Here is a 12,374-nt window from a genome sequence, read left to right as displayed (position 1 = left end):
CGCCGCCAACTGCGCCGGCGCCGTCGTGTAATGCCCATGACAATCGATGATCACGCGTGGCTTCCTGACTCGTCGTACGTCCGAAGCGGCTCGGGCTCCCGGATGGCAGCAGGTTCGCACGTGATCGCCGTCCACGACACGGCGCTTCTGCCGTGCGGAAGCGACTCCCGAACCCCGCCGAGCCACCGTAGATTGGCGAGATGCCGACCCTGTCCCTGCTGTCGTCGATGGCCACGAGTCGTGTCCTCGGAGACCTCGTCGCACCTGGTGCCCTTCCCGGGCTCCCGCCAGTGACCCTCACCTCGCTCGGCGGGGTGGAGGTGGCGCGGCAGATTCGGTCTGGCACCGTGGCCGACCTCGTCATCCTCGCCTCGAAGGCGATCGGCGCCCTGGACCGCGACGGGCTCCTCGCACCCGGCACGGCACGGGCACTCTTCCGCTCCGAGGCGGTGATTGCCGTTCCCGAGGGTGCGGAGTGCCCAGACATCTCGACGGCTGGCGCTCTCCGACAGGCTGTCGAGTCTGCGGATCGGATCGGCTACTCGACGGGCCCCAGCGGCGACGGACTGCTCGGCCTGCTCGACCGTTGGGGTCTCGGGGACGAGCTCGCGGGCAGGCTGGTCCAAGCGGAGCCGGGCGTGCCCGTGGGCCGACTTCTCGCCGAGGGGCAGGTGACGATCGGGATCCAGCAGCGGGGCGAGCTCCAGAGCGTCCCGGGCGTCGCCATCGTTGGGTCGCTTCCACCCGGCTGCGAGATCATGACGGTCTTCTCGGGCGCGGTCCTCGCCCGCTCTGACGAAGTCGCGGCTGCGACCGCCTGCCTGAAGCGGCTCTCTGCACCGGACGTCCGTGACATCGCACGTCGCCATGGGCTTGACCTCGTGGACCCGGACCACCAGGCCACCTTCGATCTCACGTGAGAATCACGAAGACGAAGTGGCTTCGTGCGCCGGCCCATTCGAGTCACAGCCTGCGCTGTCGAGAAGCCCGAGCTGGCTGCTGCGAACCCCGAGCTCGAACCGGCTTGCGGCGCCGATGCGCTGGCTGACTCCGGCGATGGTCCGGCGGACGGACCTCAGGGACAGTCCTGTTCGGCGGCTGACTGCCTCGTCTTTGTTGCCCTCGGCCAGGAGGCGTAGGACGGTGACCTCAAGCGGCGTGGTCCGGCAGGCGTTCTCGGCCGCGGCGTTCCGCTGCTCCAACGGTGTCGCTTCCGCCCACAGGTGGTCGAAGAAGGAACCGGCCAGCGCGACGAGGCCGGGGCTGGTGACCGTGACGGCACCCGCTTCGGGAACACAAGGGTCGAGAGCGACGGTGAGAACCCGTCGATCGGCGATGATGAAGCGCGTGGGAAGGGTTCCAGCGAGTCGGACTTCGGCTCCGCGACCGACGAGCCAGGTCAGGTACGACTGGAGCTCGCGGGACTGACGCCAGTGACTCTGGAGGTAGATCGCACGCACACTGGTGCCCCTGGCGAGCAGAGCACCGTCACCCTGGCGGGCGTGGGCCAGGGTGGGCGCGCTGGGTGCCGCCGTGACGACTGTGAGCACTTCTCGCCGAGCGCCGGCGAGCAGCTCGCCGACTTTCGTCACTGCGGCATCTCGGCCCTTGTGCACCTCGATGTTCTCCTGTGCCGCACATCTCTCCCGGGCCTCGAACGTCTCCAGGAACGCGGACATTGCCGTCTTCACGTCGCTGACGCGGGCTGCGTGCTCGCGCAGAGCTGTCTCGCTGTGTGCAACGAGCCTGGCCCAACCCACCGCAGGTGGGACGACCTCCAGTCGTTCCGACACCTCCTGGGACGGACGCACCAGGCCCAGCTCGGCGAGCTCTTCGAGGACGGCACTCACCTGCTCCCTGCCGACCTGGAGATGGTGGGCGAGGTTGTCGCGCGTCCATTCTCGCCTTGCGAGCAGGTAGTGGTACGCCTGCCGCGCCATGGTGCTGACAACTGGCTCCGTGCTCGTCCACATTCAGTCCATCCCATGTCTTCGCTGTCCACGCACTGGTGATCACGACGTGCCCAGGGAGCCGCTAGGCCGTCACGCGCGATCGGGGCCGTTGAGGCCAGCGACATGGTAGCGATCGCCCCGTTGGCCGGCGTCGCCGCCCGGCCCGACGGTCACTTGTGCCCCGGCCACAAGTGCACCTTTCGCCACCGACCGGGTGTCGGCAGGGTTGGCGGAGCGGGGCGAGCCCTGCACCACACCGAACCGAATCGTCTCAGGGGTATCGCATGCGTATTGTCACTGTCTTGTTCATCACCGCGGTCGTCGGCCTTGCAGCGCACACCGTCTCGGCGCCTTCCGCGGACGTGCCGAGGACCGAGCGTTACGCTCCGTGCATCGACTGCTGGAGCTGATGGGTCGCAGCATCTGGGAGGGCCCCGACCGTGAACGGTGGGGCCCTCTGATCTCGCTCCCGGTCAGATGTCGAGGGCTCGGAAGCGACGTGCGGCGAGTGCGAGGGCGAGCGACATGGCCATGACCATCGGAGTGGCGCCAACGAGGCTCTGAGCGACGGACGCGGGGGAATCCATCATCGCGTAGAGGCTCATGGCTGAGCGAAAGGGGAGCCGGTCCGCGTGTGGCGGCGACATCACGTTCGCCATCGCCGGCTCGACCACGAGGGGTACGGCGAGGACTGCCAGTGCTGCCGCGGTGTGGTGTGAGACCAGGGTCCCGGCCGTCACGCCCGCCGCGACCCACAACAATGACTGGGCCACGTGCGCAGCGACGCCGAAGGCCCAGACCGATGGGGGAGCTGTCTCGGTCGCGAGGCTTGTCACCACCAGGCCCGTCACTGCTCCGGTGGCGCTGATGACCCCGGAGACGCTCGCGGCTGCGGCGAACTTCGCACGAAGTACCTGACCACGACGGGGGTGGGCGATGAGGGTCAGGCGGAGGACGCCGTCGCGGAGGTCGCCACGCACGCAGGCCACGCCGACCAGTGCGGCACACACGTGCGCCGGTGTCGAGGTCCGTAGGACGAGGTGTGCCAAGCCGACATCGTCAGTCAACGGTGCCGCTGGGTCCGCCAAGGCCTGGGCCACGACCAGAGCCATCAGGGCGGTGGCTGCGAGCACCGCGACGGTCGCGAGTCGCAGCCACCTGAGCGACGTGAGCTTGAACAGTTCATGGCGCAGCATCGGCCGTCTCCTGATGAGCTGGATCCAGTGGTGCGATGGCGCGCGAACGAGGGCCCACGGTGTCGAGGAAGACGTCCTCGAGAGTGCGGGTCCGCGGCTGCAGGCGCCACACCAGAATGCGGGCATCGGCGGCGATCCGGGCCAGGATGCGGGGGTCGAGGCCCTCGACGATCACCGTCGAGCCCGCGGTCGAGGAGACTGACGTAGCTCCGGCGCGAAGCACGCATGCCGTCAGGTCTTCGGGGCGATCGCACTCGACCACGCAGGCGGACGCATCGTCTCGGGCCAGCAGCTCGGCCACCGACCCGGAGCGGACGAGACGGCCGTCGGCCATGACCAGGGCTCGATCCGCGACAAGCTCGACCTCGGTCAGCACATGGCTCGCCATGACCACCGTGCCCCCGTCGCGAGCATGGTCGCGCAGGAGGTCTCGCATCCCGATGACGGCGTGTGGATCGAGCCCGTTGATGGGTTCGTCCATGACAAGCACTCGAGGTGAGGCCAGGACGGCGGCCGCGATGCCGAGCCGCTGTCGCATTCCGGTGGAGAACCCCTTGGGTCGCGATGTCGCCCAGGGTGCGAGGCCCAGATCGTCGATGACGCGGTCGATGCGCGAGCGCGACTGCCTCGTGGCGAGGGCGATGAGGCGCAGATGGTCGAGGACAGTCCGGCCCTCGCTGAACGCGGGTGGGCCCAGGTAGGCGCCGACCACGGCGGAGGGGCTGGGGTGCTCCGCCAACGGTCGCCCCCCGAAACGCGCGTTGCCCTTGCCACGAGCGAGGCCCAGCACGAGCCGGAAGGTCGTGCTCTTGCCGGCACCGTTGCCCCCGAGCAGGGCGGTGACGGAACCGGCAGGCGCGAGGAAGGACACGTCGTCGACGACGGTGCGTCCTGCGTACGCCATGGACAGCCCTGTCGCTTCGACATCCGTGGGTGGGAGCTCGCGCATCAGGAGACCCCGTGGGTTCCGAGGCCGATCACCTGGTCGAAGCGCAGGCGGGTCGGGAGAGTGTGGCAGATGACGACCACGCACCGTCCTGCAGCCGCCCATTCCGTCAACTCGTCGACGATGGCTTCGACGCCACCGTCGTCGATCGCGTTGAAGGGCTCGTCGAGCAGGTAGAGATCCGCATCCCCGGTCGTGCACATGAGGTACCAGAGCTTCTTGCCCGTGCCCGACGAGAGGCCGCCAGCGTTCTCCGACAGCCACGGGTCCAGACCGAGAGCAGTCGCACGTTCGAGGACCCGAGCGAGCGAGTCACCCGTCGCCTTGGCGAAGACAGCCAAGTGGTCGTGGACCGTCATGTACTCGAAGAGGGCTGGCTTTGTGCGCACGACCCGCCGCCGCGACCGGGAGTGCCGGCTCGTCGCGTCATCGTCCAGGACCATCACGCGACCCTGCCAAGGACGCAAGTAGCCCGATGCGATCTCGACGACGGTGCTCTTGCCCGAGCCATTCGGTCCGTGCAGGCGGATGAGACCGGTCTGTGGGATCCTCAGCGAGAGGTCTCTGAGGACCGGGGAGCCCTCGACGTACCCAGTGGTGACTCCGTCGAGGATGATCGCTGACGAGTGCGTGGCTGTCATTCCACGGTCACCGTCGGCAACGTTTCGAGCCGCCTCGCGAACCACCAGTAACCTCCTCCGACGTGGGTGACGATGAGTGCCATGAGCGCCGGGAGCGACCATGACGCGAGGGACAGCCCAGTCAGGAGCGCGGGCACGGTGACCAGGTAGCCGACCACCGCGAGCAGGCTGTTGGACGTGCGCGCTCCCTCGTCTGCCGCAGGGTGTGCGAAGAGGCTGTCGACGAGATGCTCCGACGACGCCGTCGAGCAGATCAGTGCTGCGGGAAGGACCGAAAGAGCGTCGGTCAGGCACCAGAGAAGCACCGTGAGGGCTGTGGCAGTGACGATGGCGAGGACGGCAGTGGGCGCCGTGCTGGCGCGCCAGAGTCGGGCACCACTCGTGCCCTGCTCCCAGAGGACGCGATAGTGCCACAGGCGCCGGGTCTGTCCGAGCTGGAGGAGGGTTCCGGCGGCGATGGCCATACCGGCTCCGGCACCGACAAGGACTACGGTCCGTGTCAGAGCGGGGGCGCTTGCTGCCGGGACGGTGAGGCCTCCCGCAAGGCGCCAGCCGAGACCGAATGCGGCTGCGCTCCAAGCGACACCGGCGACACGAACCGAGACCTGCATCCGGCGCAGGCCCCCCACGCCCGAGAACAGGACGTCGGTGAGGCTCGACATCACGCGCCGGCGGCGCGCCGGAACGGGACCCTGGTGCATGAGGTGGTCGGCGACCGGGAGCTCGCGGCGCTGCGCCGCGACGACGACGAGGGTGCCGATCGCGAGCACGATGAGGAAGGCGGCCCCGAGCCGGACTGCCCCGAGGTGGTCACCGAGCTGCCGGGTCGCGGTGATGGCGGCGGCTGCCTCCGGACCCTGCACCCGTCCTCTGTCCAGTACTGCGGCCAGGACCGCCCCGAGCCCGGCGTTGATGGGGATGAGGACGAGGCTGGGCCGCAGTGGTCGCCGCGGCTTGGCTGTCGAAGAGGCATGGGCCGCCGCGAGTGCGGTCGCTGCCGCAAGGTACGCCACGGGGATCATGACTGCCACGGCGATCATGTCCTGGGCCCCCGGATGGTCCCCACGCCGGAGATACAGGGCGACCGCCGCCAGTGCGGAGCACTGGATGATGCACCGTGTCGCCAGGGCTGCGCCCCGCTCGGCGAGCAGCACGGTCCACAGGCCGATGTCGGCTGCCACCCACATGCCCTTGAGTGGGGACCTCGAGATGATCAGCGCGGCGCTGGAAAGATGCGTCCGCACGAGATCGAGGCAGCTGCCGTAAATGAACGCGATCGTCATCAGCACCGCGAATCCCGCCGCGAGGTCGGTGTTCGCAGGAGCGCCAGTCGCCGCCCCCGACAGGAGGGTGGTGACGAGGTTCATCAGGAAGAGCGTCGCGGCGGCAACCGTGGGTCCGAGGACGAGCAGTGCGAGGCCGGCTCCCCACCTGAACGTGCGCACCGGCAAGGTCGAGCCGTATCCCGCGAGGACCCGTACTGACCACAGGTCGAGCGCCGCGCCACGCTTGTCACCGCGCACGGTCACAGCCTCCGCACGGGCTTGTTCTGTGTGGCTTCGAGTGACACCACCAAGGCCGAGACGGCGAGAACCAGCGCCAGCAGGACGCCCACGAGGAGCATCACGCGAGCCGTCCCTGTCGTGAGTCCGTTGCCGTGAAGTACCCCCATGAGTAGTCCGGACCCGCTGAGACAGGTGACTCGGATTCTCTTGGACCACGCGGGGGGGACCGCCGCCAGGATGAGCAGGAGCAGGGCGGCGCCGGCCGCGCTGGCCCAGAAGAGCACGCTGTAACGGTCATGGCTTGCGGGGGGCGCGCCAGCACGGGTCAGGTAGACGGCGGCTCCCAGCAGCACCAGACACACGAGGGCCACCGGTCGGGCTGTGGCGGTGACGAGGCGGGGCAGGGTCACGGATGCTCCAGAGTGGGGAAGGGCGGGCGGATGTCAGACGGCGATGGCCAGCAGGCCGACCGCGAGGCCGACGGTCAGTGTTCGCCGTCTCGATCGGACGCAGCTGGACTGCTTCGCCACCAGACCGACGGCGACCAGGACGGGGGCGAGCACGCTGCCCCAGAGCCCGACGTTCCAGAGCTCACCGGAGACGGGGAGGATGAACGAGGTGACTTGCTTGGCGACGAGCGCGGTGGCGACGACGACGAGCACGCCGGAGACCCTGCGGCGGCCGACGGTGATCCACGGCAGTCGGAGTCGACTCTCGAACCGCTTGGCGAGGCTCACGATGACGATCACGACAAGGAAGCTCAGGGCGATGGCGGTGGTGATTCCGATCGAGACCGCCAGGGACCGCTGCGACGTGTCCTCCAACTCGCCTGAGGCGATGGCCGCATCGACCTTGGAACGAATCACGGTCGCGACGCCAGGCATCCGCATCGCCATCAGGCCGCAGACGGTTGCCAGGACCGTGAGCCATGCCCCGCGGCTGGTCCGCGGGTGGTCGGTCTTCTTGCCCGGCGTGGAGTTGTGGAAGGTTGCCAGTGGGAGGCTCATTCTGGCCTGCGCTCCTTACGTCTGAAGAAGGATGACGAGGGTCTCGACCACAGCACCCACGCCGATGAGGGCACCGCCGAGGGCACCGAGTCGCAGTGAGGTGGCGTGTGACGGACGACTGTCGTGACGGCGTGGGGGGCCTTGCGCGAACTCCCGCGCGATGAAACGGACGAGCGGCAGAAGCCCCGCACCCGATGCCAGGAGGAGGCCACCGAACTCCAGCGGGAGGTAGAGGACGACCAGGGGGCTGACACCGCTCAGGCCAACTTCGGCCGAGACCGCAGCGCTCCCGGCGCCCACCCATGTGCCGATGAAGACCAAGCCCATGAGTGTGGTCGTGCCAGCCGTGACGAAGCCGGAGAAGAGGAGGAGGCCTGCGCCGAGGTTCCGGCCGAGGATCTGGAGGCACACCTCGACCGACGTCCCCTCGAGTCGGAACACGTCGCCGCCGACCGGACCTGTCGATTGGAACGCGGTCACACCGATGGCCACGCTCGCGGCCAGGACGCCCGCGGCCACGGCGACTGCCATGATCGTCGATGGGCTGCACCTGGCCCGTGCGGCCATGACGTGGATCGTTGCCCGCGCGAGCGTGGTCATCGGTGTCAACCTGCTCGATGCGGGATGGTCAGGCGACCAGCCACGCGCGCGACTTGCGCGTGATGTAGTAGCGGATGACAGCGAGGATCGCGGCGGCCGTCCCCGCGCTGAAGACCATGAGAGCGACGGTGAGCGCCCAACCGCCGATCTCGTAGGCCCGCACGATGTTGTTGGCGGTGGCGGTGCTCAGGCCGAATGCTCCAGCGATGTACAGGGTTGCGAAAGCGCCGACGGCCAGGCCGATGAGGGCGATACCCCCTGCGGCATATCGACCCACGCGGCTCTTGGTGTTCTCGGACATGACGTGCTCCTCAGATACTCGATGATCGGGTGACTGACGAAGGGGTCCCCCCGCGGTGGGATCTCCCTTCGCCTCGACTCTCGGGGGTGGCCGCGAGACGGTCAACGAAGAGGCAGGGCGCACAAGTGGTCTGGCAGCAAGTGCACTGACCGGTGGAGGCCGCCCGCGCCTCATGGCCAGGCGACGGCGTCCTCGAGGGCGATCAGTGCCACGTCAGCGACCTCATCGGGGTGCGTGTAGAGGTTGTTGTGCGAGCCCCCGATGATCGACGTGCGAACGACGGCCGACCCGACCGCCGACGCCGCGAGGAGGGACAGCCAGCCGGGCGGCGCATAGGAGTCATGCTCGCCGGCCATGACGGAGAGCGGTGCGAACAGTCCTGCCACCCGGTCCTCGGGTACGTCCCGCAGACCGCTCGCGACGAGTCGGACCAGGTCCGAGCGCGCTCTGAGCACCTCCATGATGTCGATCTCGGCGAGCCGATCATCGCGGTAGGCGAACGGTGTCGCCGCGATGAGCCTGAGGACCCGTCGGTGCTCCGGCCGGAAGGTGGGCCCGGCCAGCACGAGCGCCAGCCGTCGGCGATGTGTCTGCAGGCCAAGGGCGGACGTGAGTGCGGCTTGGGCACCGGTCGAATGGCCAAGGACGACAACAGGGCGGTTCGCGGCCTCCTGGAGGATCCACTGGGCCGCCACCGAGCCGATGGCATCGATGGTTGGCCGGGAGCTCCTGGGCTCGGAGGAGCCGTAGCCGGGCACGTCGAGCACGGCGCACTCGACGCCACGTGAGGCGATCGCCGCCGCCGTCGGCAGCGTGTATCCGGGAAGGCCCAATCCGGGCAGCAGGACGACGAGCCCGGGATCGTGGGGGCCTTCGGCTGCCTGGGCACCGTGGTGCAGGGAGCGCACCCGGTGCGCCCCGAGGGCGGTTCGCCGTTCCGCGGCCGGGAAGGATGTCGTCATGGTTCGCCCGAGCCTAACCCCGCGCACAGTGGGACCTTTGGCCCTGTCGCGGGCAGCACTGAGCGACCCATCGTGGGGAGGCGAAGGAGCCTGTCGCTCCGCCACGAACTGCGCGCGGGGTCGGGCGCACGGGAGGTAGGCGACCGACAGCGTCACCACCCGGCCCCTGCCCTTGGGAGGTGCGGATGGCAACGGCAGCCCTGAGGCAGGTGCCGTCAGCCGCCGGCGGCCCTCGCAGCGCCGAGTTCGAAGCCGATCTCGATCGTCTTCGCCGGATCATGGTCACGTGGCCCGAGACCTACCTCGTCGGCCGGCTCACCCGCACCATCCTGCGAACCCCTGCTGGCCAGTCGATGACCGTTGCGCAGCGGCTGCGCCTCGGACTCGTCGCCATCCTGCTGCGGCTGTTCGTCCCCGTCGTGGTCACCGCGGTCACCTCGTCGTGGGCGGGAGCCCCGGTCTGGACCTGGCTCGGCATCGCTGCATTCCACGGGGTCCTCGAGGCTTCGTGGGGGGCTGGCGTCACGGACCCGTTCTTCGAGAGGCAAGTGGTCTCGCTTCCCGCGACCCTCGAACGCGAGGCCGACCTCCGCAGCCTCATCGACTTCACCAACCGGCGGTGGCGGGCGCGGTTCTACGCACCGGCCGCTGTGGTGATCGCGGTCCTCATCATCGCTGCCGGTGCCCTCGTGGCTCCCGACGGCCTGCCCGGGATCCACCCCGGCAGCCTCGCGATGATCGGCTTGGTCCTCTACGAGTTCGGTGAGGAGCGTGCCATGCGGTTCCTCTACTTCGGCCTCTATGGGCGCGAGTCCCGGTTCCCCCACCGCCTCTCCTGGTTGAGCCCCGCTGACTCCCCAGCAGTCCAGGGCCTGCTCGCGCTCTGGCGCAGGCTGACCGTGGTCAACGGCGTCAGCCTGACCGTGGACTTCGTCTTCGTCGTCCTGCTGGTGGCGCCCGACTCCGTCCCCGCGCTCCTCGCGCCGGTTGCCGGCTTCGCCCTCGCTGCTGTGGTCCTCGACAGCACCAGCATGTTCAGCGTGCGCAACAACGTGCAGCGGATCGTGCGGCACACCCGGCAGGCCACCCTCGAGAGCCTCCGCGACCGCATCGAGGGCCTCGAGCCCCGGAAACGGGACCTCACGCCCGCCGAGTCCGAGGAGCTTCGGGCTCTGCTCGCCACGTATGCCGCGGTGCGGGACGCCCCCACGGGTCCGAGCGGGGCCGAGACGTTCGGCCACGCGATCAGGGCGCTCGCGATCCCCGGTCTTGCCTTCTTCCTCGCGGTCATGGCCGAGGTGTATGCCGAGCGACTCCTCGACCAGCTCCTTCCCTGAGCTGGCCGGCCGGGGATGGAGCTGCAGCGCCGTAGGGCACCGGCACCACGCGGCACCGTTGTCGCGCCCCGGGATGCCCTTGAGCTCGTGGAGTCCTCGGTCCCCGAAGGTGACGCCGGACCCGACGACGAGGTCGTGAGCGTCCGGGACACGAGCACCTCCCCCGGGCTCGGCGAGGGCCAGGATCGCAGGCCGCGAGGTGGACGGCGATCCCACCGATGTCGCCGTCGTCCATCCAGGCCCCGCGGTTCGACGATAGTGCCGGCGGCCGGTCTCCCAGTGGCCTTTCGAGCAAGGCGGACCCCGGCGTCGCACCCGAGGGAGAGGAGCGCTGGGGGCCGGCTCAGCGGCATACGTATGCCGCTGTGTCTGCTCCGCAGAAGCGCGCCCGGTGGGCCGTCCCCACCTTCCGCACTGCGCGCACGGACCCGGGCCGAGTTGAGTCACGACACGGACACGCGGGTGCCCGAGAGTCGTAGATACGGGCCGGAAGGTGTGAGCATAGAAACGTGGACGTCGTCGAGATCCAGGCCGAACCGTTGGACGAGCTCGCGAGGCTTCTCGAGCCTGACCGCGCCTCCCTGTTCCTGTCGACCGCCGAGATGGCTCGAAAGGCCTTCGCGGGGCGCATCGTGTGGAACATCAACTCGACTGCCTCGGGAGGAGGCGTCGCAGAGATGCTCCAGACGATCCTTGCCTACGCGCGGGGAGCGGGAGTGGACACACGCTGGCTCGTCATCGAGGGGGACCCGCAGTTCTTCGAGATCACCAAGGCCCTGCACAACGCGCTGCACGGGTCTCTCGTCGGGCGCACCGAGTTCAGCGCGGACGACCAGGCGCACTACGCGAAGGTGATGCGCGAGAACCTCGCGCACCTGCGCGGCATGATCCGCTCGGGCGATCTCGTCCTCCTGCACGACCCCCAGACCGCGGGACTCGCGGCCGGCCTCAAGGAGCTCGGCGCCCACGTCGTGTGGCGCTGCCACATCGGTCGTGACGAGGACACGGAAGTCACCGATCTCGGGTGGGAGTTCCTGCGCGAGCACGTCCTCGCGGCCGACGCCTTCGTCTTCTCCCGGCCGAAGTACGTCCCGTCATGGGTCCCGTCGGAGCGGGTGACGATCATCCAGCCCTCGATCGACCCGTTCGCGACGAAGAACGCACCCATCGATGGCGCCGAGGTCAGGCGCATCCTGCTCGAGGTCGGGCTGGTGCACAACGGCGAGCCGCGCGATGCGATCGACTTCCATCGACGATCCGGCAGCCAGGGCCGGCTGCGTCGCCACGCGGACCTCGTGTCGAACTATCCGCCGCCGATCGAAGCGCCCCTCGTCCTGCAGGTGAGCCGCTGGGACCGACTCAAGGACATGCCGGGCGTGCTGAGCGGCTTTGCGGCGCACGTCGCCCCGGTCGTGCCCGATGCGCACCTCGTCCTGGCGGGGCCCGACGTCTCGGGCGTCACCGACGACCCGGAGGGGGCCGAGGTCTTCGCCGAGTGTCGCACCGTGTGGGCGGCCCTCCCCGAGGACGTGCGCAGCCGGTGCCACCTGGCCTCGTTGCCGATGGACGACGTCGACGAGAACGCTCTCATGGTCAACGCCCTCCAGCGCCACGCCGCGATCGTGGTCCAGAAGAGCCTCGCCGAGGGCTTCGGCCTGACCCTGACCGAGGCGATGTGGAAGGCCCGCCCTGTCGTCGCGAGTGCCGTCGGGGGTCTCCAGGACCAGATCAGTGACGGCGACGAGGGCTTCCTCATCGAGGACCCCGCTGACCTGGAGACCTTCGGAGCGAAGGTGACCCGCCTGCTGGTGGACGCGGAGCTCCGGTCGGCGATGGGGCGGTGCGGGCAGGAGCGAGTCCGGCGGGACTTCCTCGGCGACCGCCACCTCATCCAGTGGGTCGGGCTCCTCCGGCTCGCCGTCGGCGG

Annotated in this window: 13 protein-coding genes; 3 read left to right on the top strand and 10 right to left on the bottom strand. The window is 69.3% G+C overall.

The window, feature by feature from the left end:
• The first annotated feature begins 200 nt into the window (after positions 1 to 200).
• On the top strand, positions 201 to 920 hold the full coding sequence (locus tag LOY02_RS05595) for a substrate-binding domain-containing protein (RefSeq protein ID WP_317181346.1): 720 nt from the start codon (positions 201 to 203) through the stop codon (positions 918 to 920).
• Positions 921 to 923: 3 nt separating this feature from the next.
• On the opposite strand, the gene LOY02_RS05590 is transcribed toward LOY02_RS05595, so the two are convergent.
• The 10 genes from LOY02_RS05590 to LOY02_RS05545 form a co-directional block, all read right to left on the bottom strand.
• On the bottom strand, positions 924 to 1,973 hold the full coding sequence (locus LOY02_RS05590; protein ID WP_317181345.1) for a helix-turn-helix domain-containing protein: 1,050 nt from the start codon (positions 1,971 to 1,973) through the stop codon (positions 924 to 926).
• Positions 1,974 to 2,425: 452 nt separating this feature from the next.
• Positions 2,426 to 3,148 (bottom strand): hypothetical protein, encoded by a 723-nt coding sequence (locus tag LOY02_RS05585; protein WP_317181344.1) that lies wholly within the window; start codon positions 3,146 to 3,148, stop codon positions 2,426 to 2,428.
• Complete coding sequence (locus tag LOY02_RS05580; RefSeq protein WP_317181343.1) at positions 3,135 to 4,097, bottom strand: ABC transporter ATP-binding protein; 963 nt, start codon at positions 4,095 to 4,097, stop codon at positions 3,135 to 3,137. Before LOY02_RS05580 ends, LOY02_RS05585 begins: the two co-directional genes overlap by 14 nt.
• Positions 4,097 to 4,735 carry an ATP-binding cassette domain-containing protein gene (locus LOY02_RS05575; protein ID WP_317181342.1) on the bottom strand — a complete coding sequence of 213 codons (639 nt, stop codon included), beginning with the start codon at positions 4,733 to 4,735 and terminating at the stop codon, positions 4,097 to 4,099. The genes LOY02_RS05580 and LOY02_RS05575 overlap by 1 nt, the downstream gene beginning before the upstream one ends.
• Entirely contained in the window at positions 4,732 to 6,258 is a 1,527-nt protein-coding gene (locus tag LOY02_RS05570) for a hypothetical protein (RefSeq protein WP_317181341.1), read from the bottom strand. Before LOY02_RS05570 ends, LOY02_RS05575 begins: the two co-directional genes overlap by 4 nt.
• A gap of 2 nt (positions 6,259 to 6,260) precedes the next feature.
• Positions 6,261 to 6,650, bottom strand: a complete 390-nt coding sequence (locus LOY02_RS05565) for a hypothetical protein (RefSeq protein ID WP_317181340.1) — start codon at positions 6,648 to 6,650, stop codon at positions 6,261 to 6,263.
• A gap of 33 nt (positions 6,651 to 6,683) precedes the next feature.
• A complete protein-coding gene (locus tag LOY02_RS05560) occupies positions 6,684 to 7,247 on the bottom strand; it encodes a hypothetical protein (RefSeq protein WP_317181339.1) in 564 nt (187 codons plus the stop codon).
• 15 nt (positions 7,248 to 7,262) lie between these two features.
• Complete coding sequence (locus LOY02_RS05555) at positions 7,263 to 7,847, bottom strand: hypothetical protein (protein WP_317181338.1); 585 nt, start codon at positions 7,845 to 7,847, stop codon at positions 7,263 to 7,265.
• A 28-nt stretch (positions 7,848 to 7,875) separates the two neighbouring features.
• Positions 7,876 to 8,148 carry a hypothetical protein gene (locus tag LOY02_RS05550; RefSeq protein WP_317181337.1) on the bottom strand — a complete coding sequence of 91 codons (273 nt, stop codon included), beginning with the start codon at positions 8,146 to 8,148 and terminating at the stop codon, positions 7,876 to 7,878.
• A gap of 170 nt (positions 8,149 to 8,318) precedes the next feature.
• Positions 8,319 to 9,110 carry an alpha/beta hydrolase gene (locus LOY02_RS05545; protein ID WP_317181336.1) on the bottom strand — a complete coding sequence of 264 codons (792 nt, stop codon included), beginning with the start codon at positions 9,108 to 9,110 and terminating at the stop codon, positions 8,319 to 8,321.
• Between the two features lie 185 nt (positions 9,111 to 9,295).
• On the opposite strand from LOY02_RS05545, the gene LOY02_RS05540 reads away from it, so the two are divergent.
• Together LOY02_RS05540 and LOY02_RS05535 are read left to right on the top strand one after the other, a co-directional pair.
• Positions 9,296 to 10,447, top strand: a complete 1,152-nt coding sequence (locus tag LOY02_RS05540; protein ID WP_317181335.1) for a hypothetical protein — start codon at positions 9,296 to 9,298, stop codon at positions 10,445 to 10,447.
• Positions 10,448 to 10,956: 509 nt separating this feature from the next.
• Positions 10,957 to 12,374 (top strand): glycosyltransferase (locus tag LOY02_RS05535; RefSeq protein ID WP_317181334.1); only part of this gene is annotated, 1,418 nt, incomplete at its 3' end.

Origin of the sequence: Intrasporangium sp., from assembly GCF_032907665.1 — a bacterium.
Taxonomy (GTDB): domain Bacteria; phylum Actinomycetota; class Actinomycetes; order Actinomycetales; family Dermatophilaceae; genus Intrasporangium.
The sequence above is the reverse complement of the archived record's forward strand: the minus strand, read 5'-3'. Positions and strand labels throughout refer to the sequence as shown.

Coding starts and splice junctions, on each gene's coding strand:
- LOY02_RS05595 (WP_317181346.1), top strand. CDS start 201: ATGCCGACCCTGTCCCTGCTGTCGTCGATGGCCACGAGTCGTGTCCTC.
- LOY02_RS05590 (WP_317181345.1), bottom strand. CDS start 1,973: ATGTGGACGAGCACGGAGCCAGTTGTCAGCACCATGGCGCGGCAGGCG.
- LOY02_RS05585 (WP_317181344.1), bottom strand. CDS start 3,148: ATGCTGCGCCATGAACTGTTCAAGCTCACGTCGCTCAGGTGGCTGCGA.
- LOY02_RS05580 (WP_317181343.1), bottom strand. CDS start 4,097: ATGCGCGAGCTCCCACCCACGGATGTCGAAGCGACAGGGCTGTCCATG.
- LOY02_RS05575 (WP_317181342.1), bottom strand. CDS start 4,735: ATGACAGCCACGCACTCGTCAGCGATCATCCTCGACGGAGTCACCACT.
- LOY02_RS05560 (WP_317181339.1), bottom strand. CDS start 7,247: ATGAGCCTCCCACTGGCAACCTTCCACAACTCCACGCCGGGCAAGAAG.
- LOY02_RS05555 (WP_317181338.1), bottom strand. CDS start 7,847: ATGACCACGCTCGCGCGGGCAACGATCCACGTCATGGCCGCACGGGCC.
- LOY02_RS05550 (WP_317181337.1), bottom strand. CDS start 8,148: ATGTCCGAGAACACCAAGAGCCGCGTGGGTCGATATGCCGCAGGGGGT.
- LOY02_RS05545 (WP_317181336.1), bottom strand. CDS start 9,110: ATGACGACATCCTTCCCGGCCGCGGAACGGCGAACCGCCCTCGGGGCG.
- LOY02_RS05540 (WP_317181335.1), top strand. CDS start 9,296: ATGGCAACGGCAGCCCTGAGGCAGGTGCCGTCAGCCGCCGGCGGCCCT.